Origin of the sequence: Haloarcula halobia (assembly GCF_029338255.1) — an archaeon.
GTDB classification, from domain to species: Archaea; Halobacteriota; Halobacteria; order Halobacteriales; family Haloarculaceae; genus Haloarcula; species Haloarcula halobia.
In genome coordinates, this window is sequence record NZ_CP119787.1 from 2,505,450 (window position 1) to 2,518,953 (window position 13,504).

The following is a 13,504-nucleotide window of genomic DNA, read 5'->3' on the forward strand; positions in this document are numbered from 1 at the left end:
CGATTGACGACCGACGGCCAAAAAGACTCCCCTACCGGGGGTCGGCGTCGCCGTCGCCGCTCGCCGGGGCCGTCGCCTCGTCGTCCTCGTCGCCGGTCTCGCCGTTCGAGCTCGATTTCGACTCGCCCTCGTCGGGGCGCGCCCGCCCGACCAGCGAGTCGCCCAGCGTCGCGCTGGCGAATCCCTCGGTCGCGTACTCCGAGGGGCCGTACACGTCAAGCAGGCGGTTCGACCGCGCCTCGACGGCCTCGAGGAACCGGTTGTTGACGACCCCCGTGACGATGTCGTGCAGCGACTCCGCCCGGTCGTCGACGGACTCCAAGACGCCCAGCGTGATCTGGGCGCCGGCCATGTCGGCGTGGCCGCCCGCCGACCCGATCTGCCCGAAGGCGTCACGGAGCGCCTCCCCCAGGTCGATGTCCGCGCCGCGGGCCCGGGCCGACGCGTAGATGGTTCCCTCCATCACGCCGTAGACCATCGTCGCGTGGACGCCATCCAGGTCGAGCAGTCGGTCCGCGGCCTGGGCCAGCGCGTCCCGGTCGGCGACCTGGCCGACACAGCTGAGCAGGACCGACCCCTCCTGCTCGCGGTTCGTGATGGCCCGCCCGATGACCGAAAGCGTCTCCGAGGTCACGCTCGGGTCCTCGATGCGCTGGAGGATACCCATGTCGGCCCGCTCGACCAGGCGCGCCGCCGCCAGGAAGTCCTCGGCGGAGACTTCCCGGCGGAAGTCCCGCGTGTCGACACGGATGCCAAAGAGCAGCCCCGTCGCGATGGGTCCGGGGATGTCGACGTCGAACCGTCGGAAGTAGTCCACCAGCAACGTGCTCGTCGCGCCGACGCCGCTCCGGAGGTCGACGAACCGTCCCTCTATCGGCACCCGCGGTGGGTGGTGGTCGATGACGATGTCGATGTCGAGGTCCTCGGGCAGCTGGTCGTTGACGCCTGGCCGGGAGTGATCGACCAGCGCGAACCCGGCGAACCGGTCGAGTCCCTCGTGGTCTCCGGGCTCTAAGTTCTCGAGGTCGTAGTCGAGCAGGTTGACGAACGCCCGGTTCTCCTGGTGGGAGATGTCGCCGTAGTAGCAGACGGTCGCCGAACAGTCGGCGCGGTCGGCCAGTTTTGCCAGGGCGACGGCGCTGGCGATGGCGTCGGGGTCGGGGTTGTCGTGGGTCACGATGGCCAGTTCCCCGTCGACGTCCCGGAGGATACGCTGGAGCTGGCGGACGCGCGTCCCGTCCTCGCCGACGGCCTCCCTGAACCAGCCGGTGAGCACCTCCTCTGGGTCGACGAGTCTGTCGGCGACGGTCCCGAAGGACTCGCGCTGGTCGGCAGTCGCCCCCGTGCCGGTGTAGACGAGCAGGAACGCGTCGGGAAACAGCGTGGCCGCCGTCCGCGCGGCCCGCAGGTTCGTCGCGGGGTCCTCGGAGGCGACGACGACGGTGTCCGGCGCGACGTCGAGTGCCACGAGTTCGTCGGGGTCCGTCTGGTCGGCCTCTGTCACGCCGATGCCGTCGTCCCGGAGCGCCCCGGCCCGGGGCCTGTCGTCGGTGACGACCACGAGGTCACCCTGCCTGTCACCGAGCGTATCGAGCAGCGACAACGCGGTGGGCCCGGCGCCCAGCACCAGCCGGGAAGACATACCAGCTCCTCTACCCGGAGCGGCTAAAAACCCTTCACTTCAGTCGTTCCTGGAGGAACGAGGGGTGTGCGGCGGTGACGCCGTCGAGCGCGAGGATATCGTCCTCGATGACCCTGGCCATCGACCCGCCGTCGGGCGCGCGGACCTCGGCCATCAGCATGTGGTCGCCGCTCGACGTGTACAGTGCCTCGATGGCGTCGACGTTCTTCAGCTGGCGCGTCGCCTCGACGTACCGCTCGCTCGCCACGTCCATCCCCACCAGCGCGATAGACTGGCCCGCGAGTTTCTTCGGGTCCACGTCGGCCGAGTAGCCGACGATGACGCCCTCCTCCTCGAGCTTCTCGATGTACTTTCGCACCGTCGGTTTCGAAACGTCGGCTCTGTCAGCGATCTCGGCGTACGACGCCTGTGCGTCTTCCTCAAGGATAGACAGGATTCGACGCTCCGTCGACTCGGTGCTCATGTAGCGTATTTTTCCGTGGACAAAAAAATATCTTCCGAACAAGAAACCCCTCGTGTACGACAGCCCAAACGGGGTTGTCGACGGGTTACTTGTGGTGGTGGAGCAGCTCGTCGTAGGTGCGCTCCCACTCGGCGTCCTCGTCGAAGTAGCGCTCGGCGAGTGGCTCGTCGGGCATCTCGCCGGTCGCACGCTTCTCCTCACCGTAGGACGGGCTCTGGTCGTCGACGTAGTAGCGACCGGTCAGCACCTCACCCTCGTAGAGCTTGTTCTCGGTCTGGAACATCATCTCCGCCGCCTCCTGGCGGTCGTTGACGTCGTGGTCGTGCTCGTCGGACTGCTGGATGTCCGTATACGGGACGTAGTGTTTCGCGTCCTTGTTCCAGGTCGGACACTGCGTGAGGAAGTCGATGTGGGCGAACCCGTCGTGTTCGATGGCCTCGGCGATGATCTCCTTGGCCTGGTTCGGGTTGACCGCGGCGGTGCGAGCGATGTAGGTCGCACCGGCGTTCAGCGACTGGCTGAGCGGCCGGATGGGCGACTTCGCCGAGCCGTGGGGCTGGGTCTTTGACTTGTGGCCCTTCGGCGAGGTCGGCGAGGTCTGGCCCTTCGTCAGCCCGAAAATCTCGTTGTTGAACACGATGTAGGTCATGTCGTGGTTCTCACGGGCCGTGTGGATGAGGTGGTTGCCACCGATGCCGTAGCCGTCACCGTCGCCGCCGGCGGCGATGACTTCCAGTTCCGGGTTGGCCAGTTTCGCGGCCCGAGCGACGGGCAGCGAGCGGCCGTGGATGGTGTGGAACCCGTAGCTGTTGAAGTAGCTGTTCAGTTTCCCGGAACAGCCGATGCCCGTAAAGAGAGCGACCTCGTCGGGGTTCTTGCCCACCATGGGCATGGCCTGTTTCAGCGCCTTGAGGACGCCGAAGTCACCACAGCCCGGACACCACGTCGCCTGCGGTTCGATGCCGGGTGTGAATTCGTCTCGGTCTATCTCGCTCTCGTCTCCGATTGCACTGAATGCACTCATAGTTAGTCACCCGCTGCGGGGAGGTACTTCATGTTGGTCGCGGCGAGGTCCTCGCCGTTGATGCTGGATTCGAACCCGTCGACGATCTCGGCGGGTTCGAAGGGGTTGCCGTTGTACTTCAGGAGGCTCGACATCTTGTCGCCGTACTTGCCGATCTCCTTCTGCGTGAGGCCGCGGAACTGCCCCGTGGCGTTCATCTCGACGACCAGCGCCTGGTCGACGGACTCGAGGAACTCGCTGACCTCCTCGACGGGGTAGGGCATCATGTCGGAGACGCCCAGTGCCTTCACAGAGTGACCGGTCTCGTTGAGGCGGTCGACGGCCTCGAAGGCCGTGTCCTGCTGGCTGCCCCAGACGAGGATGCCGTAGTCGGCCTCCTCGGGGCCGTGGTAGGTCTGGTGGTCGGCGTTCTCGTCGAGGTCCGCACGGATGTCGTCGAGCTTCTCGAGCCGGCGGTTCATCTGGGCGATACGGTTCGCGGGGTCCTCGCTGATGTGGCCCTCCTCGTTGTGCTCGTTCCCGGTCGCGAGGAAGCGACCGTTCTTCTGGCCGGGGATGGAGCGCGGACTGACGTTCGACCCGTCCTCGGGTTCGTGCAGGAACCGCTTGAACTTCCCCGAGGAGTGGTGGGCCGCCTCCTCGATCTCCTCCTCGGTGAGGACCGAGCCTGGGTCGGCGTTCGGTTCCTCGTCGAAGTGGCTCGCCGGCAGGTTCCGGAGCTCGCCCTGGATCTTCTGGTCGTAGATGACGATGGTCGGGATCTGGTACTCGTAGGCGATGCGGAACGCCGAGCGCGTCTGCGTGTAACACTCGCGGATGTTTGCTGGGGCGAACACGACCCGTGCGGAGTCACCCTGTGACGTGTACAGGACGTGTTCGAGGTCGGCCTGCTCGGGCTTGGTCGGCATCCCGGTCGACGGACCGGCACGCATCGCCTCGACCAGCACGACGGGCGTCTCGGTCATCTCCGCGAGGCCGAGCGGTTCGGACATCAGCGCGAAGCCACCGCCGGACGACCCGGACATGGCCTTGACGCCGGCGTGCGAGGCCCCGAGTGCGAGCGCCGCGGCCGCGATCTCGTCTTCGACCTGCTCGGAGATGCCACCGAAGTTCGGCAGGTGCTGAGACATGATGGTAAAGACGTCGGTCCACGGGGTCATGGGGTATCCGGAGATGAACCGACAGCCCTCGTCGAGGGCCCCATACGAGATCGCGTTGGAGCCCGAGAGGATGACCTGCTCCTCGTCGTGGGTGTTCTCCGGAACCTCGATGTCGTGGTCGACGTCGAGTTCGTTGGCCGCCTCGTAGGCGTCCTCGAGGACCGCGAGGTTCGCTTCCTGCATGTCCCCGCTCATGTTCTGTTCGATGAGCGTCTCGAACTCGTCGGTCTCGATGTCGAGGATGGCGGCGGTCGCGCCGATACCGGCCGTGTTGCGCATGATCTCGCGGCCGTGTTCCTTCGCGATGCCGCGCAGGTCCATCGGGACGACCTCCCAGCCGTTCTCCTCGGCGGCCTCCTCGAGGCCGACCTCGTCGACGTCTTCCTCGTCGAGGAGTCCCTCGTCGTACAGCAGGACGCCGCCCTCGCGCAGTTCGTCGAAGTTCTCGTACAGCGGTTTGAGCTCCTCTTTCCCGTAGTAGGCCTCTTCCTGGGGGTTGCGTGCGAACGAGTCGCCCAGGGCGAGCAGGAAGTTGTAGCCGTCGCCGCGTGACTGTACCGGTTCGTCCTTGGCCCGTACCTCCACGTACGTGTGGCCACCCCGGATCCGCGACGGGTAGTGGCGATGTGTGAACACGTGAAGTCCCGAACGCATCAGGGCCTTCGCGAAGTTCTGACTCGTCGAGTCGATTCCGTCGCCGGAACCGCCAGCGATTCGCCAGATTAGCTCGTTGTCTGTCATGGTTAAATCTCGGCCCCAGCTGAGGTGCCGTACTCTGGCAATTGGGGGGCCGTGACTAAAGATTTTCCACTCCGACGACACTCATTAATCGTTATCTTTCGTTTGACGGGGCTCAATCGGCCGATTTCGGGAGGCGAGCGACAACGGAGTTCGAAGAACGTCGAGTCGGGAGTGGGCAGATACACACGTGGGAACCAACCTGGGACCCTGACCGGCGGAAGGCATAACCAGACGGGCCACCTACCTCTGGCGTCGATGTCGCTCTCCGAACTCATCGCCGGCGTCGAGGGGCACGAACAGACGCTGACCGTGTACAACGCCGGCGACGACGTCAGTGACGAACTGCGGGCGCAGTTCGCCGACCGCAACATCCGCGTCGAGACGGAACGCACCGAGAGCGGCCGGCCCGGCGAGTTCGTCACGCTGAGCGACGACGGCGAGGTGGTCACGGCGACCAGTCTGGCGGCCTTCCGCGACGAACTCGGCTCGGGGTCGGCCACGGGATCGGTCGGCGACAGCCCGTACCGGCCGCTTCTCGACCACCTGGACGAGACGATGTTCACCTCGTGGTCCATCGACCGCCTGGTGGCTGCCTCCCGGGAGATCGAGGACCGGGCCTGGCGGGTCGGCCGCGGGGCACTCCACGCCGGGTTCCAGACCACCACGACGCTCGAGGGCGAACGCGACCTCTACGAGCGTCTGGGCGAGACGGACGTCGACGTCCACGCCTACGCGTACCCGGACTCGGATCCACCCACCCACGATCGGTTCACGCTCCATCATCCACCCACCCACGATCGGTTCACGCTCCATCTCGAGCGGGCAAGCGAGATCGAGAACTCGTGGTTCGTCGTCTTCGACGGCGGCGGCGACGACGAGCAGAAGAGCGCCCTGCTGGCCGAGGAGCGCGAACCCAGAGCGTTCTACGGGTTCTGGACCTACGACCCGTCGACGGTCGACTACATCCTGGAGCATCTGGAGTCGACCTACGGCTTCGTCGAACAGTGAGCGAGGTCGAGGCCGGCGAGGGCGAGAACCGCATGTTCCGTATCGTCGAGACCGGTCAGCGGGTGAGCGGCCTCGAGCTGGAGTTGCACCTGTTTTTCGACCGCTGGCGCGTCAGCGAGCGCAGCGACGACCGCCGGGTCGTCCGGACCGCCGACGGCGAGACGCTGACGCTCGAACGCGACCGGGAGTACGCCCGGCTTACGTAAGGTTCTCGAACACCGAGCGGTCGTGGCCCAGCAGCACGTCGGCCCCCGTCTCGCGCTCGAGGTCGCGGCACCGCTCGAGGCTGTCCTTCCACGCGCCGTTGTTCCACAGCAGACTCGTGGCCATGGGCTGGCCGGCGTAGTTCGCCTCGACGTAGGCCTCGTCGCCGACAACGAGCAGTGGCCGGTCGGGCCGATGAACGAGCGCCCCCAGCAGCCCAGGTGTGTGACCCGGCAGGTTGAGCAACTCGACGCCCTCGGTCAGGTGGTACCGGTCGCCGTGGACCACCTGCCAGTTCAGGTCGTGGTCGAAGTCGCTGGCGAGGTAGGCGATCGAACCCTCGTCGGTCTTCGCGCTGTAGTACGCGAAGGGCAGTTCCTCGCGGTGGACGTAGATCGGCACGTCCGTCCCCGCAAAGTTGTAGAGGCCGCCGGCGTGGTCCAGGTGGAGGTGGCTCATCACGACGGCGTCGATGCCCTCGATCGAGTAGCCCGCGGCCCCCAGATCGTCCGAGAGGTGGTGGTCGGCGGCGTCGACGTGAGCGAACGCCTCGTACAGCGGGGCGGGCCAGTACCCGTCGCCGGCCTCGGGATGCGAACCGGTGTCCCAGAGGATGGTCATCTCGGGCGTCTCGATGACGAGGTTCCAGACGACGAACTCGGCGTACTCGTGGTCGGGCGAGCGGTTCGAGGCGGTGGCGACGGCCTGCCCGTCGACCACGAAGTTCATGTCGGCAGTGACAGTCCCGCGGTCGACGAACGAGACCGAGATATCGTCCATACCCCAGATACGTGTCAGCGCCGGATAAGGAGTGGCCCAAACAGGTAGGGAGTGACAGTGCGACGCAATGACCCGGCGTTACTGCGGGGCCTGCCGGTAGATGAGGTTGCGCTGGATGTCGTTTGCCCCTTCGTAGATGACCGGGATGCGGACGTCACGGTAGACCCGCGAGATGCGGTTCTCGGTCAGCACCGAGCGGCCGCCGTGGAGCTGCATCCCCTTCTCGGCGCAGTCCGTCGCCGCCTCGGTGGCGCGGGTCTTCGCCAGTGCGGCCCAGTACCCGGCGTTGTCCTGGTTCGCCACGCGGTCGGCGGCGTGCCAGGTGAGCGTCCGAGCCGACTGGAGTTCGAGCTGCATGTCGGCGAGCTTGTGCTGGACGGCCTGGAACTCGTCGACGGTGCGGCCGAAGGCCTCCCGGTCGTGGACGAACTCCCAGGCCTCCTCGATGGCGGCCGTCGCCAGACCCAGGCCGTGGCCGCCGACGATGACCCGGCCGTGGTTGAAGAACTCCGCGAGCATGTAGAATCCGGCGCCCTCGACGCCGACGAGGTGGTCCTCGGGGACCCGGCAGTCGTCGAAGACGATGTGGGCCTGCTTGGAGGCGCGAAAGCCCATCTTCTCGGGGATGTGCTCGGCGTCGTACCCGTCGGTGTCGGTGGGCACGATGAACATCGAGTAGTTGCCATAGCGGTTGTTCGGGTCGTCGCCCGTCTTGGCGTAGACGGTCACCCAGTCGGCCTCGACGCCGTTGCCGATCCAGTACTTCTCCCCGTTTATCACCCACTCGTCGCCGTCCTTCTCTGCGGTCGTCGACATCCCCGCCAGGTCGCTGCCGGTCTCGGGTTCGGAGACGGCCAGGCCGGTGATCTGTTCGTTCTCGGCGACCGGCCGAAGGAACTCCTCTTTCTGGGACTCGTCGCCGTGGTCCTCGACGATCTCGGCCCCGAAACTCGCCAGCTGGAGCGTGAGCGCGATACCGGCGTCGGCCCGGTAGAACTCCTCGGCGATGGCGAGTATCTGGTGGAGGTCGTAGCCCTTCCCGCCCCACTCCTCGCCGATGTCCTGGGCGACCAGGCCGGCGTCCATCCCCGCTTCGAGGATGTCGACGGGGTACTCGCCGGACGCGTAGTAGTCGGCGGCGTTGGGCGCGATGTGTTCGTCGGCGAACTCCCGTGCGGCCTGCTTGACCTCGTGGGCGTGCTCGGGGACCAGCTCGTCTGAGAGTAACTCCATGGCCGACCCATGGACCGTGCCACCATATACCTCGTGAAACTTCCGAAAACGTCGCCGGAGTTGTTTCCGCGAAATCGCCGATAATCGGCCGGTAATCTTTTGGCAGTCAATAGCAAGCGAGTGGTATGGATCGACGCGACTACCTGGCCGCGGGTGCGGGTGTCGGTGTGGCGGCGCTCGGTGGCTGTTCGTTCCTCGCGGCCGCGGAGACGCCCCCGCCCGCGGTACCACGGCAACGACTCGACGAGGGCGAGTGGGTCCAGACCGGCGAGACGTCAGGGACGGTGCTCGAACGCAGTTACGGCCCGGTGACGCTCGAGGCCGTCTCGCACGCCCTGCGGTACGTCGACCAGGGCCTGCAGACGCAGGTAGCCGACCGGACGCTGGGACAGATAGCGACGGCGCTGGCGGTCTTTTTCGCCTCGCGGGTCGACTTCAGCCCCGACCTGGACAACCTCCCGGGCGGCGTCGGCCAGGAAGAGATCGTCGACCAAGTCCGGGCCAGCAGTCGCGAACAGTTCGAACAGCAGCTGCGCGACCAGGGACTGACCGACATCGAGAAACGCGGCGAAGGGACGCTCGATATCGATACCGGCGAGACCGCGGAGACAGTCGAGATGACCGCCATCTACCCCTTCGAGGGCATCGAGTTCCCGGTGACCGAGGACGAACGCGTCACCATCCCGGCGGCGGACATCGAGGTGTCGGCGCTGCTGGCCGTCTGGCACCACGGGGACTTCGTCCTCATCTCCGGTGGCGCTTTCCCCGCACAGAACTTCGCGACGACCGTCGAGGACGACCTGAGCGAGGGCATCACGGTCTCCGTCGACGTCGATCTCGGCCTGACGCCGGCGGCCTACGGTGAGGAGATCCGCGGCCTCGTCGCCGGCGTCGAGTGAGACACTGCACGTCGACATCCCGGTCCTGGCCGTCGGTGGACCGACGGTCGCCGGGCGCCCCCGACCCGGCGACTCGCACTGGTACACTCCCCGAGTATCGATCGGCCCGGCTATCTCGCTGCTCTCGAGCGGTCGACTCGACCAGGAATCCGCCCTCAGACGTCGATTTGCTGCATGAGGTCGACCAGTTCCTCGAGTTCGGGGAAGGTGTAGACGGTCACGTTGATGTCGGAGTCGAGCGCCTGGACGCGCGAGTCGAACATCAGCGCCATCTCGCCGTCTCGGTCGCCCACGAGCTGGTCGACCATCCCGCTACCCGGCCCGAACGTGAAGTTCGGCGTGGAGATGTCGATGGTCGTGTCCAGGACGTTGGCCCACCCGTCGATGAACCCGGAGGTCATGATGTTCCCGATCTCCTGGATGGCCGACCGCTCCATGTCGGTGAAACCGGTCGCGCTGGGGTCGGTCTCGCCCATGTCGCCGATCATCCCAGCCGCGAGGTCCTTCGCGCTCCGGGCGCTGAACAGAAAGAGGATGTAGCCGTGGGGCTTTTCGACCATCTCGATGCTGATGCCGATCTGTTTCTCGTCGCCGATGTGGGTCTTGATGTCCGGGATGTCGATGAAGTTGATCTTGGTAATCTCCATCTTCGTCTCCATCCCCGTCATCTGGCTGAGGTGGCTGGCGACCGTGTTGCCCCCCTCCTTGGCCATCTGGTTGAACAGTCCGAGCTTCCGGATATCTATCTTCAGACTCATGAGCAAAGGGGTCTTGGCGGAGATTCTGTCCGCTCGTACATAAGCGGTGCACCCACATTTTCGCAGGCGAGAATCGGACTCACGCGACTCTGACGCTCACCGCGACCCCCTCGCCCAGCGGGAGGAGTCCGGTCTCGAAGTCCGGGTCGGACCTGACCGTCTCGAGGTAGTCCGCGATGCCCCTGCTCATCGCGTTCGCGTCGACGGACTCGCCCGCGAGCAGGGCCCGCACGTCCGTGAAGTCCAGCGGCCCGGCCTCGATGGCGTTGTCCGCCGCGACGACGCCCCCGACGGGCACCTTCTCGCGAACCGCCGCGAAGGCCTCGGCGTAGCGGTCCTTCTCGTTGTCGACGAGCACCACGTCGAACGGGCCCGCGTAGTCCTCGACGGTGTCGATGGCGTCGCCGTGTTCGAAGCGCGCCCGGTCGGCGTAGCCGCCGCGCTCGAGGAACTCGCGGGCCTCGTCGAGTTCGTCGGCGTCGACCTCGGTCAGCACGACCTGGCCGTCCTCGGGGAGTGCCGGGGCCATCCAGTACGCCGAGTAGCCGAAGCCGGAGCCGAACTCGAAGACCCGCTCGGCGTCGACCATGCGGGCAAGCATCCGGAGCCACCCGCCCACGGCCGGGCCGACCGTCGGGAACCCCTCGCGGTCGGCCTTCGCGTCCATCTCCGCGATGACCTCGTCGGGCTCGGGGGCGAGCGTCCGGGCGAACTGTTCGGTGACGTCGAGCAGCGGAGTCTCGTCCATACCGGTCGTGTGTCCGGCCCGGTGGTAAATCTCTCCCCACGAGCAGGCCTCCGACAGGTACTCAGTCCCCGTCCCGGGCGCTGGCGACCAGGGACTCGACCCGCTCGCGAGCGACCGGGTTCGTCGTCACGCCGTCGCGTTTCAGCGCCGTCCCGACGACGACGCCGTCGGCGGTTTCGAGCAGGTCGCCGACCGTCTCTGCCGTGACACCGCTGCCGACGAACACCGGGACGGACGGGTCGACCTCGTCGCGGGCCGCGACGACGGCATCGAGGACGCCCTCGTCGGTCGTTGCACCGGTCCCAGCCCCCGAGACGACCAGGCCGTCTGCCAGGCCCCGATCGATGGCGTCCGCCACCTGCTGGTCGAGCGGGCGGTCGGCCAGCGGCGCGGAGTGTTTCACCGCGACGTCTGTGAGTATCGCCACGTCGGCGTCGATGCGCTCGCGCAGACGGAGCGTCTCGTGGGCCCGTCCCTCGACGACGCCCTGGTCGGTGAGACGGGCGCCGGTATGGACGTTGACCCGGACGAACGAGCCACCGGTCGCGGCGGCCACCGAGAGCGCCGCCGCCGCGTCGTTCCGGAGGACGTTGACCCCGACCGGGACGTCGACGGCGTCGCGGACGGCACCCGTGACGGCGGTCACGTCGGCGACGACGTGGGCCGGCACCTCGTCGGGGTAGAAGGGCGCGTCGCCGAAGTTCTCGACGACGAGCGCGTCGACGCCGCCCGCCTCGAGCGCCCTCGCGTCCGCGACGGCCCGCTCGTGGATCTCGGCGCGGGAGGCCTCGTGTGCCGGTGCGCCGGGGAGCGCCGGCAGGTGGACCATGCCGACCACGGGCCGTTCGGCACCGAAGACCGCCGCTCGGTTCATACCGCTCGCTTCGGCGGCGGGGCTGAAAAAGGCAGTCGCCCGACTCCGGCGCTACGCGTCCCAGTAGTCCGGTTCGTTCCCGGGCTTCCACTTGATGGAACAGCCGCGAGACGGGCGTTCCGTGGCGGTCACGTCCTCGCCCGCGAGCACCGTCTCGACGTGGGCCGCCATCTCGCGCTCGGTCGGGTCGTCGTCGGGGTTCGGGGCGTCGTCGAGTCGGCCGTGGTAGGCCAGTTCGAAGGTCCCGTCGACGTTCCGGAAGAGGAACGGGTCGGGCGTACAGCGGGCGCCGTAGGCCGCCGCGACGGACTGGTCCACGTCGAAGAGGTAGGCGTCGTACTGCACGGTACCGTCTGCGACGACCGCCTGCATCCGCTCGAAGGAGTCGTCGGGGTACTGCTCGGGGTCGTTCGGGTTGATACCGACGACGGCGAGGTCGTCGAACTGCTCGGCGAGGCGGTTCAGTTCGGGCATCTTCGCCTTCGCGTACGGACAGTGGTTGCAGGTGAACACGACCAGCAGGGCGTCGTGGTCCTCGAGGTCCGAAAGCGAGTGGGTGGCGCCGTCGGTACCGGGCAGTTCGAACGCCGGCGCGGGGTCACCGTGTTCGAGTACGTCGGATTCCGAGTCTAGCGAGACCATACCCTCACTTGGGCGAGTGTGGACAAAAACGTCCTGTCGGCGGTGCCCCGGTCACTCGGGGACTGGTCGCCCGGCGGAGGCGTCGCCCGCGACGGCGAGTACGACCGCCGTCAGTGCGATGGCCAGCACGCCGATGCCCGCGACCGCCAGGAAGGCCGCCTCGACGCCGGCCCGTTCGACGACGACCGCGAGCACCGGCGGCGCGACCGCCGCCCCGCCGGAGATACCGACCGTGAGGAGGCCGAAGTTCTTCCCGGCCGAATCGGCCGACGAGAGCGCGTCGGCCAGCGACGCACGGGCCGGTCGACTCGCGTCGACAGTGGCGCTCAGGACGAGCACCAGCGCGAGGGCACCGAGCGTCGGGAGCACGCCGAGTCCGAGCGCCCCCGCGACGGCGACCAGCGCCGCGTACCCCGCCACGAGCACCACCGCGGGCGAGAACCGGTCGGTGAGCCACCCGCCACCGAAGATGAGGACGGCCCCCGTGACGAGCATCGCCGACACCGCGAAGTTGGCCGTCGGGTCGGGGACCCGGTAGACGGTCGCGAGCAGGCCGGCGGTGAACTGCTTGATGCCCCACCCGGCCATCGACGTCACGAACCACAGGACGGTGAGTGCGACGATGGGGGGCGAGGAGAGCACCGTCCGGAGTTCGGCGCGCGCTCGCTGGGGGAGTGAGGCCGCCGTCGGCGCCGTCGCAGTCGGGGCGGTGACGTCGTCGTCGACGTACCGGTCCAGCGTGACAATCGCCACCACGCCGTAGAGCCCCCCGAGCACCGCGATGGAGCCGACGGCCAGTCGCCAGTCCAGGCCCAGCGTCGCGAACAGCGCGACGACGGCGGGCGGCGCCGCGAACCCGACGGCGCCGGTGAACCCGTGGACGCTGTAGGCCCGGCCACGCGTCGCCGGCCCCGTCGCCGCCCCGATGAGCGGGTAGTGGGCCGGGTGGTGGCCGGCGATGCCGACGCCCGTGACGGCGCTGGCCACCAGGAGCCAGGCGTAGGACTGGGCGGTCGCCGTCAGCAGCGCCCCCAGCGCGCCGAACGAAAGCGAGAGTGCGAGGACCGGCGTCCGCCCGCGCGAGTCGGAGACCGACCCGAGCGGGAGCTGGAGTGCCGTGACGACGACGCCGACGACGCCGAGCGCGACGCCAAGCTGGGCGTCTGTCACTCCGAGCTCGCTCCGGAGCGGGCCGAAGATCGGCGGCAGGAGCATGAAGTACGCGTGGTTCGCGACGTGGGACCCGCCGACGAGCGCCACGACCAGACGGGACTGGGAGTCGGTGACCACCGTTGGCGGTGCCTCGTGGCGACGGTAAAAGAGCGTCC

At 67.6% G+C, this 13,504-nt stretch carries 14 protein-coding genes; 3 read left to right on the plus strand and 11 right to left on the minus strand.

The window, feature by feature from the left end; all coding sequences use genetic code 11:
• Positions 1-31: 31 nt before the first annotated feature.
• The 4 genes from P1K88_RS13365 to P1K88_RS13380 all read right to left on the minus strand — a co-directional run bounded on the left by P1K88_RS13365 (position 32) and on the right by P1K88_RS13380 (position 5,030).
• Entirely contained in the window at positions 32-1,642 is a 1,611-nt protein-coding gene (locus P1K88_RS13365; protein ID WP_276410725.1) for a DHH family phosphoesterase, read from the minus strand.
• Positions 1,643-1,676: 34 nt separating this feature from the next.
• Positions 1,677-2,105 carry an HTH-type transcriptional regulator LrpA1 gene (gene lrpA1, locus P1K88_RS13370; RefSeq protein WP_276410726.1) on the minus strand — a complete coding sequence of 143 codons (429 nt, stop codon included), beginning with the start codon at positions 2,103-2,105 and terminating at the stop codon, positions 1,677-1,679.
• Positions 2,106-2,190: 85 nt separating this feature from the next.
• Positions 2,191-3,129 (minus strand): thiamine pyrophosphate-dependent enzyme, encoded by a 939-nt coding sequence (locus tag P1K88_RS13375; RefSeq protein ID WP_276410727.1) that lies wholly within the window; start codon positions 3,127-3,129, stop codon positions 2,191-2,193.
• Between the two features lie 2 nt (positions 3,130-3,131).
• Positions 3,132-5,030 (minus strand): 2-oxoacid:acceptor oxidoreductase subunit alpha, encoded by a 1,899-nt coding sequence (locus tag P1K88_RS13380; protein WP_276410728.1) that lies wholly within the window; start codon positions 5,028-5,030, stop codon positions 3,132-3,134.
• A gap of 255 nt (positions 5,031-5,285) precedes the next feature.
• Between P1K88_RS13380 and P1K88_RS13385 the strand changes: the two genes are divergently transcribed.
• Together P1K88_RS13385 and P1K88_RS13390 are read left to right on the plus strand one after the other, a co-directional pair.
• The gene (locus P1K88_RS13385) at positions 5,286-6,038 is read left to right on the plus strand and encodes a DICT sensory domain-containing protein (RefSeq protein WP_276410729.1); all 753 of its coding nucleotides are present in this window, start codon (positions 5,286-5,288) and stop codon (positions 6,036-6,038) included.
• Positions 6,035-6,244: a hypothetical protein gene (locus tag P1K88_RS13390; protein WP_276414167.1), complete on the plus strand. Its 210-nt coding sequence runs from the start codon at positions 6,035-6,037 to the stop codon at positions 6,242-6,244. The genes P1K88_RS13385 and P1K88_RS13390 overlap by 4 nt, the downstream gene beginning before the upstream one ends.
• Here P1K88_RS13390 and P1K88_RS13395 read toward each other — a convergent pair.
• Positions 6,237-7,022, minus strand: coding sequence for an N-acyl homoserine lactonase family protein (locus tag P1K88_RS13395; RefSeq protein WP_276410730.1), 786 nt, complete (start codon positions 7,020-7,022; stop codon positions 6,237-6,239). The genes P1K88_RS13390 and P1K88_RS13395 overlap by 8 nt on opposite strands.
• A gap of 78 nt (positions 7,023-7,100) precedes the next feature.
• Positions 7,101-8,255, minus strand: coding sequence for an acyl-CoA dehydrogenase family protein (locus P1K88_RS13400; RefSeq protein ID WP_276410731.1), 1,155 nt, complete (start codon positions 8,253-8,255; stop codon positions 7,101-7,103).
• Positions 8,256-8,380: 125 nt separating this feature from the next.
• Between P1K88_RS13400 and P1K88_RS13405 the strand changes: the two genes are divergently transcribed.
• Positions 8,381-9,154 carry a DUF6517 family protein gene (locus P1K88_RS13405; RefSeq protein WP_276410732.1) on the plus strand — a complete coding sequence of 258 codons (774 nt, stop codon included), beginning with the start codon at positions 8,381-8,383 and terminating at the stop codon, positions 9,152-9,154.
• A 155-nt stretch (positions 9,155-9,309) separates the two neighbouring features.
• Here P1K88_RS13405 and P1K88_RS13410 read toward each other — a convergent pair whose 3' ends face one another.
• The 5 genes from P1K88_RS13410 to P1K88_RS13430 form a co-directional block, all read right to left on the minus strand.
• On the minus strand, positions 9,310-9,912 hold the full coding sequence (locus P1K88_RS13410) for a chemotaxis protein CheC (protein WP_276410733.1): 603 nt from the start codon (positions 9,910-9,912) through the stop codon (positions 9,310-9,312).
• Between the two features lie 79 nt (positions 9,913-9,991).
• Positions 9,992-10,660 carry an O-methyltransferase gene (locus P1K88_RS13415; protein WP_276410734.1) on the minus strand — a complete coding sequence of 223 codons (669 nt, stop codon included), beginning with the start codon at positions 10,658-10,660 and terminating at the stop codon, positions 9,992-9,994.
• 61 nt (positions 10,661-10,721) lie between these two features.
• Complete coding sequence (locus tag P1K88_RS13420; RefSeq protein WP_276410735.1) at positions 10,722-11,534, minus strand: BtpA family protein; 813 nt, start codon at positions 11,532-11,534, stop codon at positions 10,722-10,724.
• A 51-nt stretch (positions 11,535-11,585) separates the two neighbouring features.
• Positions 11,586-12,176, minus strand: coding sequence for a thioredoxin family protein (locus P1K88_RS13425; RefSeq protein ID WP_276410736.1), 591 nt, complete (start codon positions 12,174-12,176; stop codon positions 11,586-11,588).
• Between the two features lie 51 nt (positions 12,177-12,227).
• Positions 12,228-13,466, minus strand: coding sequence for an MFS transporter (locus tag P1K88_RS13430; protein WP_276410737.1), 1,239 nt, complete (start codon positions 13,464-13,466; stop codon positions 12,228-12,230).
• Positions 13,467-13,504: the final 38 nt, after the last annotated feature.